11 protein-coding genes are annotated in these 20,580 nt (G+C 61.3%); 4 read left to right on the forward strand and 7 right to left on the reverse strand.

Features of this window, described 5'->3' with window-relative positions:
- Positions 1–8 precede the first annotated feature (8 nt).
- Complete coding sequence (gene putA, locus AC09SL_RS17515; protein ID WP_058545574.1) at positions 9–3,962, reverse strand: trifunctional transcriptional regulator/proline dehydrogenase/L-glutamate gamma-semialdehyde dehydrogenase; 3,954 nt, start codon at positions 3,960–3,962, stop codon at positions 9–11.
- Between the two features lie 462 nt (positions 3,963–4,424).
- On the opposite strand from putA, the gene putP reads away from it, so the two are divergent.
- Positions 4,425–5,909, forward strand: a complete 1,485-nt coding sequence (gene putP / locus AC09SL_RS17520) for a sodium/proline symporter PutP (protein ID WP_058545575.1) — start codon at positions 4,425–4,427, stop codon at positions 5,907–5,909.
- A gap of 89 nt (positions 5,910–5,998) precedes the next feature.
- Here putP and AC09SL_RS17525 read toward each other — a convergent pair whose 3' ends face one another.
- The gene (locus tag AC09SL_RS17525; RefSeq protein ID WP_058545576.1) at positions 5,999–6,493 is read right to left on the reverse strand and encodes a DUF2165 family protein; all 495 of its coding nucleotides are present in this window, start codon (positions 6,491–6,493) and stop codon (positions 5,999–6,001) included.
- A 267-nt stretch (positions 6,494–6,760) separates the two neighbouring features.
- On the opposite strand from AC09SL_RS17525, the gene AC09SL_RS17530 reads away from it, so the two are divergent.
- From AC09SL_RS17530 to AC09SL_RS17540, 3 genes are all read left to right on the forward strand, one after another.
- The gene (locus AC09SL_RS17530; RefSeq protein ID WP_058545577.1) at positions 6,761–8,818 is read left to right on the forward strand and encodes a type VI secretion system Vgr family protein; all 2,058 of its coding nucleotides are present in this window, start codon (positions 6,761–6,763) and stop codon (positions 8,816–8,818) included.
- Positions 8,815–9,546 (forward strand): DUF4123 domain-containing protein, encoded by a 732-nt coding sequence (locus tag AC09SL_RS17535; protein ID WP_058545578.1) that lies wholly within the window; start codon positions 8,815–8,817, stop codon positions 9,544–9,546. Before AC09SL_RS17530 ends, AC09SL_RS17535 begins: the two co-directional genes overlap by 4 nt.
- 81 nt (positions 9,547–9,627) lie before the next feature.
- Positions 9,628–10,467, forward strand: a complete 840-nt coding sequence (locus AC09SL_RS17540) for a 23S rRNA (adenine(2030)-N(6))-methyltransferase RlmJ (protein ID WP_003197086.1) — start codon at positions 9,628–9,630, stop codon at positions 10,465–10,467.
- Between the two features lie 221 nt (positions 10,468–10,688).
- Here the strand turns inward: AC09SL_RS17540 and msrA are convergent, their stop codons facing one another.
- The 5 genes from msrA to aceE all read right to left on the reverse strand — a co-directional run bounded on the left by msrA (position 10,689) and on the right by aceE (position 20,324).
- Positions 10,689–11,336: a peptide-methionine (S)-S-oxide reductase MsrA gene (gene msrA, locus AC09SL_RS17545; protein WP_058543056.1), complete on the reverse strand. Its 648-nt coding sequence runs from the start codon at positions 11,334–11,336 to the stop codon at positions 10,689–10,691.
- Positions 11,337–11,454: 118 nt separating this feature from the next.
- On the reverse strand, positions 11,455–14,148 hold the full coding sequence (locus tag AC09SL_RS17550) for a putative bifunctional diguanylate cyclase/phosphodiesterase (RefSeq protein WP_058543022.1): 2,694 nt from the start codon (positions 14,146–14,148) through the stop codon (positions 11,455–11,457).
- Between the two features lie 182 nt (positions 14,149–14,330).
- Positions 14,331–15,722, reverse strand: coding sequence for an alkaline phosphatase D family protein (locus AC09SL_RS17555; RefSeq protein WP_064107012.1), 1,392 nt, complete (start codon positions 15,720–15,722; stop codon positions 14,331–14,333).
- A 310-nt stretch (positions 15,723–16,032) separates the two neighbouring features.
- Complete coding sequence (gene aceF / locus AC09SL_RS17560) at positions 16,033–17,667, reverse strand: dihydrolipoyllysine-residue acetyltransferase (protein ID WP_058543023.1); 1,635 nt, start codon at positions 17,665–17,667, stop codon at positions 16,033–16,035.
- Positions 17,668–17,678: 11 nt separating this feature from the next.
- Positions 17,679–20,324 (reverse strand): pyruvate dehydrogenase (acetyl-transferring), homodimeric type, encoded by a 2,646-nt coding sequence (gene aceE, locus AC09SL_RS17565; RefSeq protein WP_058543024.1) that lies wholly within the window; start codon positions 20,322–20,324, stop codon positions 17,679–17,681.
- Between the last annotated feature and the right edge of the window lie 256 nt (positions 20,325–20,580).

The following is a 20,580-nucleotide window of genomic DNA, read 5'->3' on the forward strand; positions in this document are numbered from 1 at the left end:
ACAGCGGTTTAGCCGATAGTCATCAAGCTGGCGTTACCACCCGCCGCGGCGGTGTTGACGCTCAAGGCCCGCTCGATCACCAGGCGCTCCAGCGCAATGTTGGTCTCGCCCTGGGACAAGCCGTGCACCCCAACGATGGCGCCGGCGCGCTTGGCTACCTGCTGGCAAACGCCGCGCAGCTGGTCCGAATCGCCGTGGTGCAGGACCGCGTCGAACAGCACCTCGTCCTTGCTCCAGTCGGCAATCCGCTGGATGCGTGCCTGAATTTCCTTCGGCAAGCGTGCGAACAAAGCCTTGCTGGTGTCGGTTTCCGGCCACACAGCCGAGCCACCCACGGCCAGTACGGCCGCCAGTTGCGTCAGCAGGTCGCCTTCCACGTCGGCCAGGCACAACACGTGCTCGCGCGGCAGGATGGCGTAGCTGTTGCGTTCGCCGGTCGGGCCGGTCAGCTGGCGGGTGATACCGCTTTGCGACTGGGCCGCGAACTGCACGCACAGGGCGCTCAGCTCGGCAAGCTTCTGGCTGTCGGCCCAGGCTTGCAGGGCGGTGAGCGGTTTACCCATGGCCTCGCGCAAACGCAGGTCCGGTGCTGTCAGGGCGTCGCCACGGACGAAGGATTGTTGGATCGCATCGGTAGGACGTGTCGACAACAGGCGGTACAGGTACAGCGGACCACCGGCCTTGGGACCGGTGCCCGACAGGCCTTCGCCACCGAACGGCTGCACACCGACCACAGCACCGACAATGTTGCGGTTCACGTAGACGTTACCCGCATGCACATTGTCGATGACCTTGGCGATGGTCTCGTCGATGCGCGTGTGCACGCCCAGGGTCAGGCCGTAGCCGGAGGCGTTGATCTGGTTGATCAACTGATCCAGTTCCTTGCGCTTGTAGCGCACCACGTGCAGCACCGGGCCGAAGATCTCGCGCTGCAGCTCGTCGAAGCTTTCCAGCTCGATGAGGGTTGGCATCACAAAGGTGCCGCGCTTGCACTCGTCACTGTCGGCGATTGCCATCTGGTACACGGTGCGACCCTTGTCGCGCATGGCCTGGATGTGTTTCTCGATGCCGGCCTTGGCTTCGGCGTCGATCACCGGGCCGATGTCCACGGACAGGCGCTCAGGGTTGCCGAGGCGCGATTCGGCCATGGCGCCCTTGAGCATTTCGATGACTCGGTCGGCGGAGTCTTCCTGCAGGCACAGCACCCGCAGGGCCGAGCAACGCTGGCCGGCACTGTCGAACGCCGAGGACACCACGTCGATGACCACTTGTTCGGTCAGCGCCGAGGAGTCGACGATCATGGCGTTCTGGCCGCCGGTTTCAGCGATCAACGGGATCGGACGGCCCTGGTTGTCCAGGCGGCCGGCGATGTTGCGTTGCAGCAGGCGAGCGACTTCGGTGGAGCCGGTGAACATCACGCCTTTGACCCGCTCGTCACCCACCAGGCGGGCACCGACGGTTTCGCCACGGCCCGGCAGCAGTTGCAGCACGCCTTCCGGAATGCCGGCTTCAAGCATCAGGCGCACAGCCTGGGCCGCCACCAATGGCGTCTGTTCGGCGGGCTTGGCCAGTACCGGGTTGCCGGCGGCCAGCGCGGCGGCGACCTGGCCGCTGAAAATCGCCAGCGGGAAGTTCCACGGGCTGATGCAGACCACCGGGCCCAGTGGGCGGTGGGCGTCGTTGGTGAAGTCGTTGCGCGCCTGCACGGCGTAGTAGCGCAGGAAGTCCACGGCTTCACGCACTTCGGCAATGGCGTTGGCAAAGGTCTTGCCGGCTTCGCGGGCCAGCAGGCCCATCAGCGGCTGGATCTCGCCTTCCATCAGGTCAGCGGCACGCTCGAGGATCGCGGCGCGCTCGGCTGGTGGCGTGGCCTGCCAGATCGGTGCGGCGTTGAGGGCGCACTGGATGGCGTTGTCGACGTCGGCGACCGTGGCTTCCTGCACATGGCCGACCACGTCGCGGTGATCGGACGGGTTCAGCACCGCTGCCGGGGTTTCTTCGCTGGCAGCGCAACCGAGCATCGGCGCGGCTTTCCAGTCGTTATGGGCCGTGGCCAGCAGGGCGCAGGACAGCGAAGCCAGACGATGTTCGTTGGCCAGGTCGATGCCGCTGGAGTTGGCGCGGTCGCTGCCATACAGATCCCGAGGCAGAGGGATGCGCGGGTGCGGCAGGCCGAAGCCGCCTTCCAGCGTTGCCATCTGCTCGATGCTGGCCACTGGATCGGCCACCAGCTCCTGAATCGAGATGGACTGGTCGGCGATACGGTTGACGAACGAAGTGTTCGCGCCGTTTTCCAGCAGGCGACGTACCAGGTACGCCAGCAATGTTTCGTGGGTGCCGACCGGCGCGTACACACGGCACGGACGGTTCAGCTTGCCTTCGGAGACCTTGCCTACAACCTGTTCGTACAGTGGTTCACCCATGCCGTGCAGGCACTGGAATTCGTACTGGCCCGGGTAATAGTTCTGACCGGCGATATGGTAGATGGCTGCCAGGGTATGGGCGTTGTGCGTGGCAAATTGCGGGTAGATGACTTCCGGCACCGACAGCAACTTGCGGGCGCAAGCGATGTAGGACACGTCGGTGTACACCTTGCGGGTATAGACCGGATAGCCTTCCAGGCCTTCGACCTGGGCGCGCTTGATCTCGCTGTCCCAGTACGCACCTTTTACCAGGCGGATCATCAGGCGATGACGGCTGCGGCGGGCCAGGTCGATGACGTAGTCGATCACGTACGGGCAACGCTTCTGGTACGCCTGGATCACGAAGCCGATGCCGTTCCAGCCGGTCAGTTGCGGCTCGAAGCACAGGCGCTCCAGCAGATCCAGCGACAGCTCGAGGCGGTCGGCTTCCTCGGCGTCGATGTTCAGGCCGATGTCGTATTGCTTGGCCAGCAGGGTCAGCGACAGCAAGCGCGGGTACAGCTCTTCCATGACGCGCTCATACTGGGCGCGGCTGTAACGCGGGTGCAGGGCAGACAGCTTGATGGAAATGCCTGGGCCTTCATAAATCCCACGACCATGGGACGCTTTGCCGATCGAATGGATGGCTTGTTCGTACGAGGCGAGGTACTTCTGGGCGTCATGTTCGGTAAGTGCGGCTTCACCCAGCATGTCGTAGGAGTAGCGGAAGCCCTTGGATTCGAACTTGCTGGCGTTGGCCAGGGCCTCGGCGATGGTTTCGCCGGTGACGAACTGCTCGCCCATCAGGCGCATGGCCATGTCGACGCCCTTGCGGATCATCGGCTCGCCGCTCTTGCCGATGATGCGGCTCAGGGAGGAGGTCAGGCCCGCTTCGTTATGGGTGGCGACCAGTTTGCCGGTCAGCAGCAGGCCCCAAGTGGCGGCGTTGACGAACAGCGACGGACTGTTGCCCAAGTGCGGATGCCAGTTACCGGTGCTGATCTTGTCGCGGATCAGCGCATCACGGGTGCCTTTGTCCGGGATGCGCAGCAGCGCTTCGGCCAGGCACATCAGCGCCACGCCTTCCTGGGACGACAGGGAAAATTCCTGCAGCAAACCTTGAACGATACCGGCACGGCCGCCGGCACTTTTCTGGTTACGCAGTTTTTCCGCAATCGAGGCGGCCAGCTTGTTGGTGGCTTCGGCCATTTCGGCCGGCAGGCGGGCCTGCTCGATCAGCATCGGCACCACTTCCGGCTCAGGGCGACGGTAGGCGGCAGTGATGGAGGCGCGCAAGACCGATTGCGGCAGGATGCTCTCGGCAAATTCGAGGAAGCATTGGTGAGCATGGTCGACCTGCACATCGCCGGCATCCTCGCTGTCGGTGCGAGGTGAACCGTTCAGCTCGGTCAGGGTTGCACCACCCTCGAGTTTTTCCAGGTAATTGAAAATTGCCTGCTTGATCAGCCAGTGCGGCGTACGATCAATCGAGGTTGCGGCCGCCTTGAGGCGTTCGCGGGTCGGGTCATCGAGTTTGACCCCAAGGGTGGTGGTAGCCATATTTTTATCCTCATGTTTACCACGTATTGCGTGGCATCAGCTGGCGGCAAGATTAGCTGCGAGATGACTGAGGTGCAACCGGGTGCAACCCTTTTTTTCCTGAAATGACAGGCAGCTCATCCGGAAGCAAACACTGGCCTGTTAATCCTGCACCGGCTTAGTGCTTTGGCTTCTAGCTGAGTGCTATGAACTGCACTAAAAGGGAGCAAAAAACACGGTTTTTGCGATAAAACCGATCAGGTGCAACTTATTCGAGCGAAACTGGTTGCACCTTATTTGATTTGTTGAATAGCATTCGCGGCCAAGGTGCAACCGGTTCAAGGCCGAGGGGCATCGGCTGATGGCTTTCCTGGGGAAACATCAGTCATAAAATCGCGGGACTGCAAATCGTCGCTACAACGTCTGCGTTGTCGACGCTTTCAACTGCCACCGCTACATAAAAACAAAGCCAGGGCGTAACTCATGAGTGTTAGTAATCCCACCCTGATCACTTTCGTGATCTATATCGCTGTAATGGTCCTGATCGGCCTGATGGCTTATCGCTCCACCAACAACCTTTCCGATTACATCCTGGGCGGCCGCAGCCTGGGCAGCGTGGTAACCGCATTGTCCGCCGGTGCCTCCGACATGAGTGGCTGGCTGTTGATGGGCTTGCCCGGTGCTATCTACATGTCCGGCCTGTCGGAAGGCTGGATCGCCATCGGCCTGATCATCGGTGCCTACCTGAACTGGCTGTTCGTGGCCGGTCGCCTGCGGGTACAGACCGAGCACAACGGTGATGCGCTGACACTGCCGGACTACTTCTCCAGCCGTTTCGAAGACAAGAGCGGCCTGCTGCGGATCATCTCTGCGGTGGTGATCCTGGTGTTCTTCACCATCTACTGTGCCTCCGGCATCGTGGCCGGTGCCCGTCTGTTTGAAAGCACCTTCGGCATGTCCTACGAGACAGCACTGTGGGCCGGTGCGGCGGCAACCATTGCCTACACCTTCATCGGTGGCTTCCTGGCCGTGAGCTGGACCGACACCGTACAAGCGACCCTGATGATCTTCGCGCTGATCCTTACGCCGATCATCGTGCTGCTGGCTACTGGCGGCGTGGATACCACGTTCCTGGCCATCGAAGCGAAAGATCCTACCGCTTTCGACATGCTGAAAAACACCACCTTCATCGGCGTGATCTCGCTGATGGGTTGGGGCCTGGGCTACTTCGGCCAGCCGCACATCCTGGCGCGCTTCATGGCGGCTGATTCGGTCAAGTCGATCGCCAAGGCGCGTCGCATCTCCATGGCCTGGATGATCCTCTGCCTGGGCGGCACCGTGGCCGTGGGCTTCTTCGGTATCGCGTACTTCTCGGCACACCCTGAGGTGGCCGGTCCCGTGACCGAGAACCCTGAGCGGGTGTTCATCGAGCTGGCGAAGATCCTGTTCAATCCATGGGTTGCCGGTGTGTTGCTGTCGGCCATCCTGGCGGCGGTCATGAGTACCTTGAGCTGCCAGTTGCTGGTGTGCTCCAGTTCCCTGACCGAAGACTTCTACAAGACCTTCCTGCGCAAGGGCGCTTCCCAGTTGGAACTGGTCTGGGTCGGCCGCGCCATGGTGCTGCTGGTGGCCTTGGTCGCCATTGCCCTGGCCGCTAACCCGGAAAACCGTGTACTGGGTCTGGTGAGCTACGCTTGGGCCGGTTTCGGTGCCGCCTTCGGCCCTGTTGTCCTGATCTCCGTGATCTGGAAGAACATGACCCGCAATGGCGCGCTCGCCGGCATCCTGGTGGGTGCAATCACCGTGATCGTCTGGAAGCATTTCGCGTTGCTGGGCCTGTACGAAATCATCCCTGGCTTCATCTTCGCCAGCCTGGCCATCTACATTGTCAGCAAGATGGGCTCGCCTACCGCGGGCATGCTGCAGCGTTTCGACGCGGCGGAAAAAGATTTTCGTCTGAACCAGTAAGGTCTTCAGCGCGGCCTCGATGGCTCGCAGGAGGGTTTGCATGAAAAACGGCCCGTCTCTAGTGGAGGCGGGCCGTTTTTTCATGGGTGTCAGTCCGGGTTGGCGTCAGGCTGGTTTAGAAAGATCAGCACGCCCAAAATCGCCATGTAGAACCTGAACGCAGCGTCCTGGCCATTCCAGATTTCTGATTGCCACATCAGGAACCACTCGCCACCGATGACCATGAAACCAAAGAACCAGACGAAGAAACCCACCGTCAAGCCGGTAACGGCCCATCCCTTGGCGCGGGCGAACACCGGGGCCTCGGCCTGGCGTGCCTGCCACAGTTTCAATGCTCCGTAGCCCAAAAGCCCCGCCGTCAGCGCTTCGCCGAAAATGATCAGCCAATAGGCTCCGTGCCACATCCAGGGTTGATCGATGGCGCGATACCGGGCGGCATTGTCGGGAAAGGTGGTATCCATACTCAATACGTGATGGACGAAATTGAAATTGGAGCTGTAGTCCGTGACGTTGTTGAACACGGTCAGGAAGGCGAATGCGGCGAGCGCCAGGGTCATTGCGATTTTTGCGTAACGTGTCGTCATGCCGTGCGTCCTTTGCTTTTTTGCGACCAGAGCACGTTATCACGCACGCCAAAGCCCAGAAATCGGCAACGTTGCAGGAAATAGCTGATTCGTTTGTAGGGCGGTTGCGGTTGGCCGCGATGCCTCGAATGTCTATCGGAAAATGCATCAGGTTCTGCGGCTTTTAGCTTCTTGGCTGTAGGGGAAATCTGTTTTTCCTGACCGCCAATCCATTCACCCTATCGCTCGTGCAGAATCGCCCGCCTCCATTTCGCAGAGGCACATTGGATGTTCCCGCCTGCCAACCAACCTCGTTTCACGCTAACGCTCGACAGCGGGCCGAATGAACTCAAGGTGCTTGAGTTCAAGGGCAAGGAAGCCATCAGCCAGCCCTATCGCTTCGACCTGGAACTGGTCAGCGAGCGGTCTGACCTGGCGCTGGAAGAGCTCCTTCATCACCAGGCATTTCTGAGGTTCGATGATTTGGGCGGTGGCATACACGGTCAGGTCTATAGCGTGGCCCAGGGGGATTCGGGCAAGCGCCTGACCCGTTATCAGATCAGCCTGATGCCCCGCCTGGCCTACTTGCGCCATCGCATCAACCAACGGATTTTCCAGCACCTGAGCGTGCCCGATATCGTCGCCAGGGTGTTGAAGGAACACGGGATCCTGGCGGATGCCTGTCACTTCACGCTTGGTGGGCAATACCCCGAGCGCGAGTATTGCGTGCAGTATGGCGAAAGCGACCTGGCGTTCATCGAGCGGATCTGCGCCGAAGTCGGCATCCATTATCACTTCAGGCACCTCCCGGATAGCCATCTGCTGGTGTTCGGTGACGACCAGACGGTGTTTCCCCGCCTGCCCGAATCAACGCTGTACCTGCCGGGCAGCGGCATGGCCGCCGCCGAGCCGGCCATCAAGCGCCTGGCGGTGCGGCTCCAGACCCGTACCACTGCGGTGACGCTGCGTGATTACGACTTCCGCAAGCCCGGTCTGTTACTGCAAACCCACCTCGACAATCGGCAGCGCCCTGTGCTCGAGGACTATCACTACCCCGGCGGTTTCTCTGCCCGTGACGACGGCAAGCATCTGACCCGACGTGCCCTTGAGCGCCATGGCGCCGACCACTGCGTGGCAGAAGGCGGCAGCGATGAAAGTGCCTTCGTCAGCGGGCACTTCATGTGCATCAAGGATCATCCCCGGGAACCGTGGAATGATCTCTGGCTCCTGACGCAGATCGACCATCATGGCCGTCAACCGCAGGTGCTGGAAGAAACAGCCGCTGTCGGCCCGGATGAATTCCAGGGCTACAAAAATACCTTTCTCGCCACGCCATGGGACGTGTTCTTTCGGCCGCCGCTGCATCACGAAAAGCCCCGCGCCCACGGCTATCAGTCGGCGGTAGTGACCGGGCCGGTCGACAGCGAAATCCACTGCGATGAGTTCGGACGGGTCAAGGTGCAATTGGTCTGGGATCGCGACGGTCAGTGCGATGAGCACTCCAGCTGCTGGCTGCGCGTGGCCTCCGGTTGGGCCCACGATCACTATGGCGCAGTGATGATCCCCCGGGTCGGGATGGAAGTCCTGGTGGGGTTCATCGATGGCGACGTGGACAAACCGTTGGTCGTCGGGTGCCTGCCCAATGGCGCCAACCCGGTGCCGCTGGACCTTCCGGCGGACAAGACCCGCAGCGTGTTGCGCAGCCAGAGCAGCCCCGGCGGGGGAGGTTACAACGAATTGCGCATCGAAGATCGCAAGGGTGCCGAGGAGATCTACCTGCGGGCCCAGCGCAACTGGACCCAGCATGTGCTGCACGACCAGCGGGTGCAGGTCGATCACGAGCGCAGCATCGTTGTCGCCGGTACGGCACGGCACGAGCTCAAGGCCGATGAGCAGCGCCTTACCCATGGTGGGCGCCGGGCAGAAGTGCGGCAGGACGATCATCTGCTGGTGAGCGGCGAGCGGCATATTCGTGTCACCAGCCAGGTACTGAGCGCCAGCCAGCACTTTCATGTCAGCGCCGGCCAGCAAGTGGTATTGGACGGGGGCGCCAGCGTCACGCTTCAGGCCGGCGGCCATTGGATCAATATCGGCGCCGGCGGGATCTCCAGCAGTGTACCCATTGAAGTCGGTGGGGCGCCGATGGCAGTCATGAGGGCGGCATCCGGCGCGCCAGACAGCGCCGAGAAGCTGGTCGCTGCGGCGGCGCCTGCGCTTTCCCTTGCGCAAATCCTCAGTTTCCAAGGCTCGGCGCCGTTCTGCGAGGAGTGTGAGCGTTGCAGAAACGGTGCCTGCACAGTGCCGCCGGTCTTGCACAAGCCTGTCGATGTCCGGGGGCGTCCATGAGCAGCGACCAATCTCCTCGCGCCTGGCTTGAGGACCACCCCTTGCAGGCCTCTGAGCAACTTTTCGCCATTTTCAGCAATGCCAGTAGCGCCGGGGCGTTGTCGGCCTGGAGGCGCTCTATGAACGCAGTCGCCAGCCCGATCTGGGCCGATACGTCGTACGCCGAGTGGGAAACGGTCATGCCCTATGCAGGGCTGGTCAGCGCAGACAGCGGGTTTCTTGATTGGATAGCCGCCACCGACTCCCTCGATTGGGGTTGGCTGGCGGTTTCGTGTGTGAGCCAGCAAATCCTTGCCGAACACTTGCGAGGACTCACAAAGGTGCTGTTGCCCGATGGCAAGCCGGTCTTCCTGCGTTTTTGGGATGGGCGCTTCATGCGGCCGATTCTGCAATCGACGGAGGTAGACGCCGGGCAACTCTTGCCGGTCATCAAGCGATGCCTGATCAACGGGCAATCCCTTGAGATCGGGGGAAATGCCCTGCGCCCGGCCCAGGCTTTCCCCTGGTGGCAAGTGCCCGTCGCACTGTTGGACGCAATGGTCGAGGTTCCGACGGACTGTCTGCTGGACAACTTGCTCGCCTGGCTGGGTGAAGAGCATCCGTATTTGTTCGAACGGGTCGACGGCAGCGTCCTGCGGCGCAAGATTGCCCACTTTCTTGAGCGATCGGAGGCGGTTGAGGCGAAAAAGGCGCCATTGCAGGCGTATTTGATGCGTGAGCTGGGCTGATGTTGGCGTGTCCGCCGGGCTGCGAACCCCTGACGTCCGACGCGCTTCAAGGTAAACTCGTCGCCCTTCGCAGGAGCCGCCATGAACTATCGCCACGCCTTCCACGCCGGCAATCACGCCGATGTGTTCAAACACCTGACCTTGACCCGCCTCATCGCTTTGATGTCGCGCAAGGAGCAGCCCTTCGCCTACCTCGATACCCACGCGGGCATCGGGCTGTACGACCTGCAGGGTGACCAGGCCAACCGTACCGGTGAGTACCTGGAGGGCATTGCGCGGTTGTGGGGCGAGAGCGATCTGCCACCGTTGACCGCCGATTACATGAAGGTGCTGCACGAAATGAACCCGGACGGGCAGTTGCGCTACTACCCGGGCTCGCCGGAACTTGCGCGGCGCCTGACCCGTTCGCAGGACCGTGTGCTGCTCAATGAAAAACACCCTGAAGATGGCGTGTTGCTCAAGGACAACATGAAAGGCGACCGTCGCGTGGCGGTCCATCTGGGTGAGGGCTGGCATGTGCCGCGGGCGCTGCTGCCGGTGGCAGAGAAGCGTGCCCTGATGCTGATCGATCCGCCGTTCGAACAGCTGGACGAGATGCAGCGTTGCGCCGCCTCCCTCAAGGAAGCCATTGGCCGGATGCGACAGACGGTGGCGGCGATCTGGTACCCGGTAAAGGACCAGCGGATGTTGCGTCGCTTCTACCAGGATCTGGCCGGCACGGGCGCGCCGAAGCTGTTGCGGGTGGAGCTGCTGGTGCACCCATTGGCGACGCCCAACAGCCTGAACGGCTCCGGCCTGGCGATTGCCAATCCGCCGTGGGGGCTGGAGGAAGAATTGCGTGAACTGCTGCCGTGGCTGTCGAAAAAGTTGGGACAGACCCAGGGTGGGTGGCAGATGGATTGGTTGATCGCTGAGAGCTGATGCGTCGATGGCGCCTGGAAGGTCGTCATCGCGAGCAAGCTCGGCTCCCACAGGGATTTGTGGCAGCTACAATTCTGTGAACACCCCACAACCCTGTGGGAGCCGAGCTTGCTCGCGATGACGGTGGTTCAGCTGCATTGCTGTTGAATGTGCCGCCGCCATCGCGGGCAAGCCTCGCTCCCACGAGCCCAGCTCCCACACTGGGACCGGGGGCTTGAAAGTCAGATCGGGCAGGTCACGCCCGTACCGCCAATCCCGCAATAGCCTTCAGGGTTTTTCGCCAGGTACTGCTGGTGGTAGGTCTCGGCGAAGTAGAACGTCGGTGCTTCTTCGATTTCGGTCGTGATGGTGCCTTTGCCCGCCTTGGTCAACTCGGCCTGGAAGACTTCTTCGCTGTGTTTGGCCGCCGTCAGTTGAGCCGGGGTGGTGGCATAGATCACCGAACGGTACTGGGTGCCGATGTCATTCCCCTGGCGCATGCCCTGGGTCGGGTTGTGCAGTTCCCAGAACATTTTCAGAAGCTGCTCGTAGCTGACTTTTGCTGGCTCGTAGACCACCAGCACCACCTCGCTGTGGCCGGTGAGGCCCGAACAGACTTCTTCATACGTCGGGTTCGGCGTGAAGCCGCCGGCATAACCCACCGCCGTACTGACCACGCCTTCGCGCTGCCAGAATTTGCGTTCTGCGCCCCAGAAGCAGCCGAGGCCGAAGATTGCGAAATCCACGTCCATGGCAAACGGGCCCAGCAGTGGCGCGTCGAGGACGAAGTGTTTTTCCGGCACGGTCATTGGCGTTTCACGGCCAGGCAGGGCTTGTTCTTGAGTAGGAAGCACGTTTTTGTTCACCAGAATTTCCGAGCGCAAGACCATCATCAGTCCTCTCAGTCAGATTGAGTTGAGCGAAATAGACCGTCAGTGTGCCCAATGCCGATTCGTTAAGAAAGCGACAACGGTGGCGAGGGGATGGACGTAGAGGTGGCTGCGACCGTCAGACCAGCGGTCCGCGGGGGTAGCGCTTGAGTTTTTCGACCAGATCGGCGCCGGGGATTGGTCGGTCGAACAGGTAGCCCTGGCCGACGTCGCAGCGATGACGGCGCAGGAAGGCCAGTTGCTGGGCGGTCTCGATGCCTTCGGCCACGACCTTGAGTTTCAGGTTGTGGGCCATGGCGATCACTGCGGAGGTGATCTCCATGTCGTCCTGGTTGTCCGGGATTTCGTGGATGAAGCTGCGATCGATCTTGATGATGTCGATCGGGAATTTCTTCAGGTAACTCAGGGACGAATACCCGGTGCCGAAGTCATCCATGGCCAAGGTCAGCCCCAGGCGCTTGAGCTGGTCGAGCTGCAAGTGGGTGTCTTCGGTGGCTTCCAGCAACAGGCCTTCGGTCAGCTCCAGTTCCAGCAGCCGGGCCGGCAGTTGCTCCTCCTTGAGAATGCTGGCGATGGAGGCGACCAGGTCCGGGTCGGAAAACTGCTTGGGCGACAGGTTGATCGCCACTTGCAGGTTACCCAGGCCGGCTGCGGTCAGCTGTTTGCTCATGCGGCAAGCCTGGCGAGCGATCCATTTGCCAATGGGGATGATCAGGCCGGTTTCTTCGGCCACGCTGATGAACTGGTCCGGTCGGATCATGCCCTTTTCCGGATGGTTCCAGCGCAGCAGCGCTTCCATGCCCAGCAGGCGGCCGCTGCGCAGGCACAGCTTGGGCTGGTAGAACACGTCCAGCTCATTCTGGGTCAGGGCGCGGCGCAGGTTGTTTTCTACGAACAGCTTGTAGCTGGCCTCGGCATTCAGGGCCTCGGTGAACACCTGGACCTGGTGCTTGCCGTTGGCCTTGGCCTTGTGCAGGGCGAGACCGGCGTTGCGCATCAGGGTCTGTGGATCGCGACCGTGCAGCGGCGCGCAGGCCAGGCCCACGGAGCCGGTCACGCTGATCAACTGGTTATCGACGAACATGGGTTTGTCGAGGGTCATCAGCAACTGGCTGGCAATCTGCTGCCCGGCTTCCAGGCTCGTGTCGTCCAGCAGGACCGCGAATTCGTTACTGGCAAATCGCGCCAGGCTGCCGCTGGGGCTCAAGCTGTTGCGCAGGCGCCGGGCCAGGCTGATCAGCAGTTTGTCACCGGTCTGGTGGCCGAGGCTGTCGTTGATGCGCTTGAAGTTGTCGATGTCCACCAGCAGCAGGCTGATGGGTGAGTCACTGTCCCGGGCGAAGCGTTCATCGAGGTTGCGAATGAACGCCGGACGGTTGCCCAGGTTGGTCAGGTTGTCGGTGTAGGCCAGGCGCTCGATGCGCTGCTGGGCCAGCTTGGTCTGGGTGATGTCTTCGTAGATGCCGATGTAATGGGTCAGCTCGCGGTTATCGCCATAGACCTTGGAGATCGACAGCTGGCCCCAGTAGGGCTCCAGGTTCTTGCGCCGGCTCTTGAACTCACCCTGCCAGCTGTTGCTCTGGGCCAGCGCCGAGGGTGCGTCGAACAGCAGTTCGCTGAGGTTCTCCAGGGCCGGCAGTTCCGAGAGGCGTTGGCCGTGGACTTCCTCGGTGGTGTACTGGGTGATCGCGGTGAAGCTCGGGTTGACGTACTCCACCACACCGTCGCAATTGACCAGCAGGAACGCGTTGGCGCTCTGCTCCACAGCGCGCTGGAACAAGTGCAGGGCGCTGGTGGCGGTACGTCGGTTGTGGTTGTTGATAACCTGGGCGAACTGGTCCGCCAGCTCGCCGGCAAAGGCGATTTCATCCGATTGCCAGGCGCGGGTGACGCCCACTTGCTCCAGGCACAGCACGCCCACCACCTGGCCGTCGATACGCACGCTCGCGTCGAGAATGGCATTGACGTCACGGGCGCGCAGGCTCTCGGCCATTTCCCGGGTGCGCGGGTCGCGCATCGCATTGTGGGCGTCAATGGCGCGGCAGGTCTGCAACGCCTCCATGTAGTTGGGAAAGTCGTTGGCGTTGATCACCGCTGGCAGGAAATACTCCTGGGACGCGTGGTTGTAGGCGGAAATCGGCACCAGTTTGCCATCGTCCAGATTCCAGAGGCTGGCGCAGTCGATCTGGTAGATGTCGCAGGCGCTGCGGGTGATGAGTTCGGCCGCTTCGAGCAGGGAGTTGTTGGCACTGTAGCGTTGACGGGTCAGCAGCAGGATCAAGTCTTGTTGGGCGCGTACCCGGTCCAGGTGCTGGAGCTGTTCTTGCTGGGCGCGCTGGTTCAGTTCCAGGGCGATCTGCAGGCGTGAATTCTGGGTTTCCAGGTCCAGCGCGGGCACGGAGGGTTCGCCTTGCAGCAAATGGTCCACCGCCAGCAGGTAACCGCGTAGCAGATGACGATTGTGTTGCTTATAGGCTTCACCCGTCTCCAGCACATTCATCGGGCCCTTGGTGGTGTGGAGCGTGTAGCGAATCTGGTAATGCGCGGCCTGGGCCAATTGTTGCTGGATGGCGTCGTGCAACTGATAGCGCGCTTCGGGCTCCATCAAGCTGGCGTAGGGCGCACTGACCAGCGAGCACAGTTCTACCGCCGGCAGACCGAAGTATCGCTCGCAGTTGGGGTCGAGGAACAACAGCGCCCAGCTTGCTTCATTCAGCCGTTCGAAACGCAGCATACCGAGCCGCGAGGGCACCGGTAACTGCGTCACTACCTCGGCCGCCATACGGCTGGCGGCATCGGGTTGGCTTTTCATGGGGAAACTCGCTTCGAAAATGCTGATCGCGCCGGGCTGACGCCCTCGTTATTACGGATTGGCGCAAGGTTGCATCATTGCGGCACTGGCTGACAAGAGAGATGAAGGCCAAGTGCTATAAACCTTTTATCGGCCGACGAGAGGATTTCTCCAGTCGCCGACCGATCAGAGGGCATGGAAGGTCATTGCAGGGCAATATCGACGGTTTGCAAGGGATTGCCGTCCCGGTCGTGGAAGGTGACTTGAAGGCTCTGCGCCGTGACATGCAGGCGGGCGAAGTTGTCCTGGCTCACCACTTTGCTGGTCAGTTCATAGCGGTACTCACCGCTTTTGGTGCGGGCCATGGGCCTGTGGAAAATAAAATCCGAGGCTTTTGCAAAAGGCAGCAATTTGCTGTTGTAGAACGGCGAGGAAACGACGGTGTTGACCTCGAAATCAGGATCCTCGCTGTGACCCAGGCGGTTGGTCATGGAACCGTGGACATCGCCCGAGACGAAAACCACGTTTTTGATCCGGTGGCGGCGTATGGTTTCCAGCAGGCGCAGGCGTTGTTCCGGGAAGGCCTGCCAGGCATCGCCATCATCGTGCTTGCTGTCAGGGAAGAACATGACGCTGGTCACGACGAGTTTGACCCGGGCGGGGCTGTTGACGAGCCACTCGAGCAAAGACTGTTCCTGTTCCTTGTCGAGGATGCGCCGATCATCCGCCGACAGGTTGCGTTGCGTCCGGCTGTCGGTGACGAACCATTGGATATCGCCGTGGCTGAAGGTGTACCAGTAGCGGGTTAGCGACTTGTTTAATGTTCCGTCGTTCGACAGTTCATGGGCGGGTCCATGGCTGGCCTGATAAAGCCCATAAGCGTCCATGGCATTGGCGTACAGGATGTCGTCGTTACCGGTTCTCCTGGCAGGCCAGTTGTCTTCGATCTCATGGTCGTCGAGGATCATGTAGGTAGGGGTACCAGACATCAGTTTCCTGATGTGCGGCTGGGTGAATACCGTGCGGTATCTGGAGAGAATGTTCTTATAGGTTCGGTCCGGGCCGATGACATTCAGGTCATCCAGATAAACCTGGTCGCCGGTCATCAACACCGCGCTGATCGGTGGGTCGGCCTGCGCCACGAGGCGGTTGATGCCGGCAAAGGTGCGGTCCCCAAGCCCGGGTAGCAGCGGCGTGCCTGCGGCGATTCGCAAGTAGCGGCAAGAACCCACGATATAGGCGCGAGGTGCATCGGTTCTGCTGGCCGGTGTGCGTAAGCAGTAGGTGTTCCGGGGCCATTGCAGCGGCAGTTCCTGGACGGTTACCACGGTATGGGTCGGGCTCAGGGGACTGACCCAGCCGGCCTGGTATTCGTAGGCGGTATCGGGTTGAAGGTCTTTCAACACGATCACATCGGACATGTCGCGGTAGGCCTCCAATTGGACAAAGTGCCCTTTCGACCAGCGTGTATCGCCTTGGCGCCGGTGGCGAATGCCGGCGAATGCCCGGTTGTTGGCGTGATCGCCCCGCAGGAATATCCGGGCGTGATCCGTTGTCGTGTGGCCGACTATGGGGCCGACGGTAGGTTTGAACATATTCGAATCCATTCGAAATTTTAGTAGTGGGGGCAAGTATCAAGTTGCCTTGGCGGCTTGATGCTAAAGCTCGACGCGCCATAAATATCGCTAGGGAAGGGGGCGCAAGTTGTGGGAAATGACTAACAGGTGGCGTGGTCATTTAGAGCTTGTGTGGTAGGAAAATAGCCTTGGCGCCGCAAGACCATTGTGGGAGCAGGCTTGGATTCCAGGCAAAAAAAGCCCCGCCAAACGGGCGGGGTTGAGGTACGAGCGTGGCGCTCGGAAAACGGTGCGCCGAATGGCCCTCCCAAGGGAGGGCCGCCCGGTGTTACAGCAGGATGGTGCGGATGTCGCCCAGCAGGTCGCTCAAGCGCTTGGTGAAGCGTGCAGCGGCGGCGCCGTTGATCACACGGTGATCGTAGGACAGCGACAGTGGCAGCATCAGCTTGGGCTGGAAGGCTTTACCGTCCCAGACCGGCTGGATGGTGGCCTTGGAAACACCCAGGATCGCCACTTCCGGCGCGTTGACGATCGGCGTGAAGCCGGTGCCGCCAATGTGCCCGAGGCTGGAGATGGTGAAGCAGGCGCCTTGCATGTCGTCGGCAGTGAGCTTCTTGCTCCGGGCTTTTTCGGCCAGGGCAGCGGCTTCGCCAGCCAGTTGCAGCAGGCTCTTCTGGTCGACGTTGCGGATGACCGGTACCAGCAGGCCTTCCGGGGTGTCGACGGCAAAGCCGATGTGCACGTATTTCTTGCGGATCACAGCCTTGCCGCTTGGCGCCAGGGAGCTGTTGAAGTCCGGCAGTTCCTTGAGCAGGTGCGCACACGCCTTGAGCAGCAGGGGCAGCACGGTCAGCTTCACGCCGGCCTTTTCCGCGACGGCTTTCTGGGCGACGCGGAAAGCTTCCAGCTCGGTGATGTCGGCCTGGTCGAACTGGGTCACGTGCGGAATGTTCAGCCAGCTGCGGTGCAGGCTCGAAGCGCCGATCTGCATCAGGCGCGTCATGGCCACTTCTTCGGTTTCGCCGAAGCGGCTGAAGTCCACCGCCGGGATCGGCGGAATGCCCGCGCCGCCAGTGGCGCCTTCGGCCGGTGCGTTCTTGGCCTTCTGCATCATGGCCTTGACGTAGGCTTGCACGTCTTCTTTCAGCACGCGACCGTGAGGGCCGCTTGGGCCGACGGCCGACAGCTCGACACCGAATTCACGGGCCAGCTGACGCACCGCAGGGCCAGCGTGCACCTTGGCACCGCTTGGCGCAGGCGCGGCGACCGGGGCTGGGGCAGCCTCGGCCTTGGCGGCAGGCGCGGCGGCTGGAGCCGGGGCTTCGGTCTTGGCGGCAGGTGCAGCGGCCTGGGCGGGTGCGGCAGGCGCCGCAGCGCCAGCGACCTTGAGTTTCAGGATCAGGTCACCGGTGCCGACTTCGTCTTCCAGCTTGATCTCGACGCTTTCCACCACACCGGCGGCCGGCGAGGGGATTTCCATGCTGGCCTTGTCGGATTCCAGGGTGATCAGCGACTGGTCGGCTTCGACGGTGTCGCCAACCTTGACCAGCACTTCGATGATCTTGGCCTTGCCCGACGAACCGATGTCCGGGACATGAATGTCCTGGACGGTGGCAGCGGCAGGCGCAGCAGCTGGCGCGGGAGCCGCTTCGGCAGCCGGTGCGGCGGCAGGCTTTTCAGCCGCGGCCGGGGCGGCAGCAGGGGCGGGTGCTTCAGGCGCCGCAGCGGCGCCCTCGACTTCCAGTTCCAGCAGTTCGTCGCCTTCTTTCAGACGGTCGCCGAGCTTCACTTTCAGGCTCTTGATGACACCGGCCTTCGGCGCAGGCACTTCCATGCTGGCCTTGTCCGATTCAAGCGTCAGGATGCTCTGGTCGGCTTCGATGCGGTCGCCGACCTTCACAAACAGTTCAATTACTTCACCTTCACCGCTGCCGATGTCAGGTACGCGAATGAGTTCGCTCACGAAAATTCTCCTCAGCAGTCCAGTGGGTTGCGTTTTTCCGGATCGATGCCGAACTTGGCGATGGCTTCGGCCACCACTTTAGGTTCGATATCGCCACGGTCAGCCAGGGCTTCCAGGGCTGCCAACACAACGAACTTACGGTCGACTTCGAAGAAGTGACGCAGCTTCTTGCGGCTGTCGCTACGGCCGAAACCGTCGGTGCCCAGCACTTTGAATTCCTTGGAAGGAACCCACTGACGGATCTGTTCGGCGAACAGCTTCATGTAGTCGGTAGACGCGATGACCGGACCTTTGCGGCCGTTCAGGCATTCTTCGACGTAGCTCAGCTTTGGCTTCTGGCCAGGGTGCAGGCGGTTGCTGCGCTCTACGGCCAGGCCGTCGCGACGCAGTTCGTTGAAGCTGGTGACGCTCCAGACGTCGGCGCCGACGTTGAACTCTTCACGCAGGATCTTCGCCGCCTCACGCACTTCGCGCAGGATGGTGCCCGAGCCCATCAGCTGGACGTGGTGCGCCGCTTCGCGGGTATCTTCTTCGAGCAGGTACATGCCCTTGACGATGCCTTCCTCTACGCCGGCCGGCATGGCTGGCTGCTGGTAGGACTCGTTCATCACGGTGATGTAGTAGAAGACGTCCTGTTGCTCTTCGGTCATCTTCTTCATGCCGTCCTGGATGATCACCGCCAGCTCGTAGCCGTAGGTCGGATCATAGGTGCGGCAGTTCGGGATGGTCCCGGCCAGCATGTGGCTGTGGCCGTCTTCGTGCTGCAGGCCTTCACCGTTGAGGGTGGTGCGGCCTGCGGTACCGCCGATCAGGAAGCCACGGGTACGGCTGTCGCCGGCCGCCCAGGCCAGGTCGCCGATGCGCTGGAAGCCGAACATCGAGTAGAAGATGTAGAACGGCAGCATCGGCTGGTTGTGGCTGGAGTACGAAGTACCGGCGGCAATGAAGGAACTCATGGCGCCCGCTTCGTTGATGCCTTCTTCGAGGATCTGGCCCTTCTTGTCTTCGCGGTAGAACATCACCTGGTCTTTATCGACTGGCTCGTAGAGCTGGCCGACGGACGAGTAGATACCCAACTGGCGGAACATGCCTTCCATACCGAAGGTACGGGCTTCGTCCGGGATGATCGGGACGATGCGCTGGCCGATTTCCTTGTCCTTGACCAGTTGCGCGAGGATCCGCACGAAAGCCATGGTGGTGGAGATTTCACGGTCGCCCGAGCCGTCCAGGATTGCCTTGAGGGTCTCCAGTGGCGGGGTCGGGACGCTGAAGCTCTTGGCGCGACGCTGCGGTACGAAACCGCCCAGTGCGGCACGGCGCTCTGCCAGGTAACGAGCTTCGGCGCTGCCTTCTTCGGGCTTGAAGAACGGCAGGTTTTCCAGCTCGCTGTCCTTGACCGGAATGTCGAAGCGGTCGCGGAACAGCTTCAGGCTGTCGACATCGACCTTCTTGGTGTTGTGCGCGGTGTTCTTCGCTTCGCCGGCACCGGTGCCATAACCCTTGATGGTCTTGGCCAGGATGACGGTTGGCTGCTCTTTGTGGTTGACCGCCTGATGGTACGCCGCATAGACCTTGTACGGGTCGTGGCCGCCACGGTTGAGCTTCCAGATCTCGTCGTCGGACAAGTCGGCAACCATTGCCTTGAGTTCAGGCGTGTTGAAGAAGTGCTCACGGACGAATGCGCCGTCCTTGGCCTTGTAGTTCTGGTACTCGCCGTCGATGACTTCGTCCATACGACGTTGCAGGATGCCGTCGACGTCCTTGGCCAGCAGTGGGTCCCAGAAACGACCCCAGATGACTTTGTTGACGTTCCATTGGGCGCCACGGAACACGCCTTCGAGTTCCTGGATGATCTTGGCGTTGCCGCGAACCGGGCCGTCGAGGCGCTGCAGGTTGCAGTTGATGACGAAGATCAGGTTGTCCAGCTTCTCGCGGCCGGCCAGGGAGATCGCGCCCAGGGATTCCGGTTCGTCGCACTCGCCGTCACCCATGAAGCACCAGACTTTCTGCTTGCCTGGCTGGATGAAGCCACGGGCTTCCAGGTACTTCATGAAGCGCGCCTGGTAGATCGCCTGGATCGGACCCAGGCCCATGGAAACGGTCGGGAACTGCCAGAAGTCCGGCATCAGCCAAGGGTGCGGGTACGAAGACAGGCCGTTGCCGTTCACTTCCTGGCGGAAGTTGTTCATCTGGTCTTCGGAGATGCGGCCTTCCATGAACGCACGGGCGTAGACGCCTGGCGATGCGTGACCCTGGAAGTAGATCAGGTCGCCGCCGTGTTCGTCGGTCGGGGCCTGGAAGAAATAGTTGAAGCCGATGTCATACAGCGTCGCGCTGGAGGCGAAGCTGGAGATGTGACCGCCCAGGTCAGAATCTTTCAGGTTGGTACGCATGACCATGGCCAACGCGTTCCAGCGTACCAGCGAGCGAATGCGGCGTTCCATGAACAGGTCGCCAGGCATGCGTGCTTCGTGGGTAACGGGGATCGTGTTGCGGTACGGCGTGGTGATGGCGTAGGGCAGTTGCGAACCGCTGCGGGTTGCGAGTTCGCCCATACGGGTCATCAGATAATGAGCACGGTCTTCGCCTTCTTTGTCGAGAACCGATTCCAGGGCGTCCAGCCATTCCTGGGTTTCGACGGGATCGAGGTCTTGCATGGCTTGCTCCAGGGCGGAAAGGCTACCAGAATCGGTTGCCTGAGTTTGCGACTGGCCTTGTGGGCAGACGATATAAATTCTTGGATTGCCGAAGGTTGTTTCGGCGGCGTGTAGTTTTACTACAAATCGTCGGCCGTTTCAGCCTTTCGAATGTATAGACGAGTAGTAAAACTACACATGAGCGGCTTATGGCCCCTCGTTTCGTTGTGAGAATAATCGTTACTGTTGGTCTTTAGCCAACTCGAACAGGTAAAAA

This window comes from Pseudomonas sp. PF05, assembly GCF_056521845.1.

Excerpts from the sequence above, each read along its gene's own strand:
- msrA (WP_058543056.1), bottom strand. The coding sequence starts at position 11,336 with ATGGTCTTGCGCTCGGAAATTCTGGTGAACAAAAACGTGCTTCCTACT.
- aceE (WP_058543024.1), bottom strand. The coding sequence starts at position 20,324 with ATGCAAGACCTCGATCCCGTCGAAACCCAGGAATGGCTGGACGCCCTG.
- AC09SL_RS17555 (WP_064107012.1), bottom strand. The coding sequence starts at position 15,722 with ATGTTCAAACCTACCGTCGGCCCCATAGTCGGCCACACGACAACGGAT.
- AC09SL_RS17540 (WP_003197086.1), top strand. The coding sequence starts at position 9,628 with ATGAACTATCGCCACGCCTTCCACGCCGGCAATCACGCCGATGTGTTC.
- putA (WP_058545574.1), bottom strand. The coding sequence starts at position 3,962 with ATGGCTACCACCACCCTTGGGGTCAAACTCGATGACCCGACCCGCGAA.
- AC09SL_RS17535 (WP_058545578.1), top strand. The coding sequence starts at position 8,815 with ATGAGCAGCGACCAATCTCCTCGCGCCTGGCTTGAGGACCACCCCTTG.
- AC09SL_RS17530 (WP_058545577.1), top strand. The coding sequence starts at position 6,761 with ATGTTCCCGCCTGCCAACCAACCTCGTTTCACGCTAACGCTCGACAGC.
- AC09SL_RS17550 (WP_058543022.1), bottom strand. The coding sequence starts at position 14,148 with ATGAAAAGCCAACCCGATGCCGCCAGCCGTATGGCGGCCGAGGTAGTG.
- AC09SL_RS17525 (WP_058545576.1), bottom strand. The coding sequence starts at position 6,493 with ATGACGACACGTTACGCAAAAATCGCAATGACCCTGGCGCTCGCCGCA.
- putP (WP_058545575.1), top strand. The coding sequence starts at position 4,425 with ATGAGTGTTAGTAATCCCACCCTGATCACTTTCGTGATCTATATCGCT.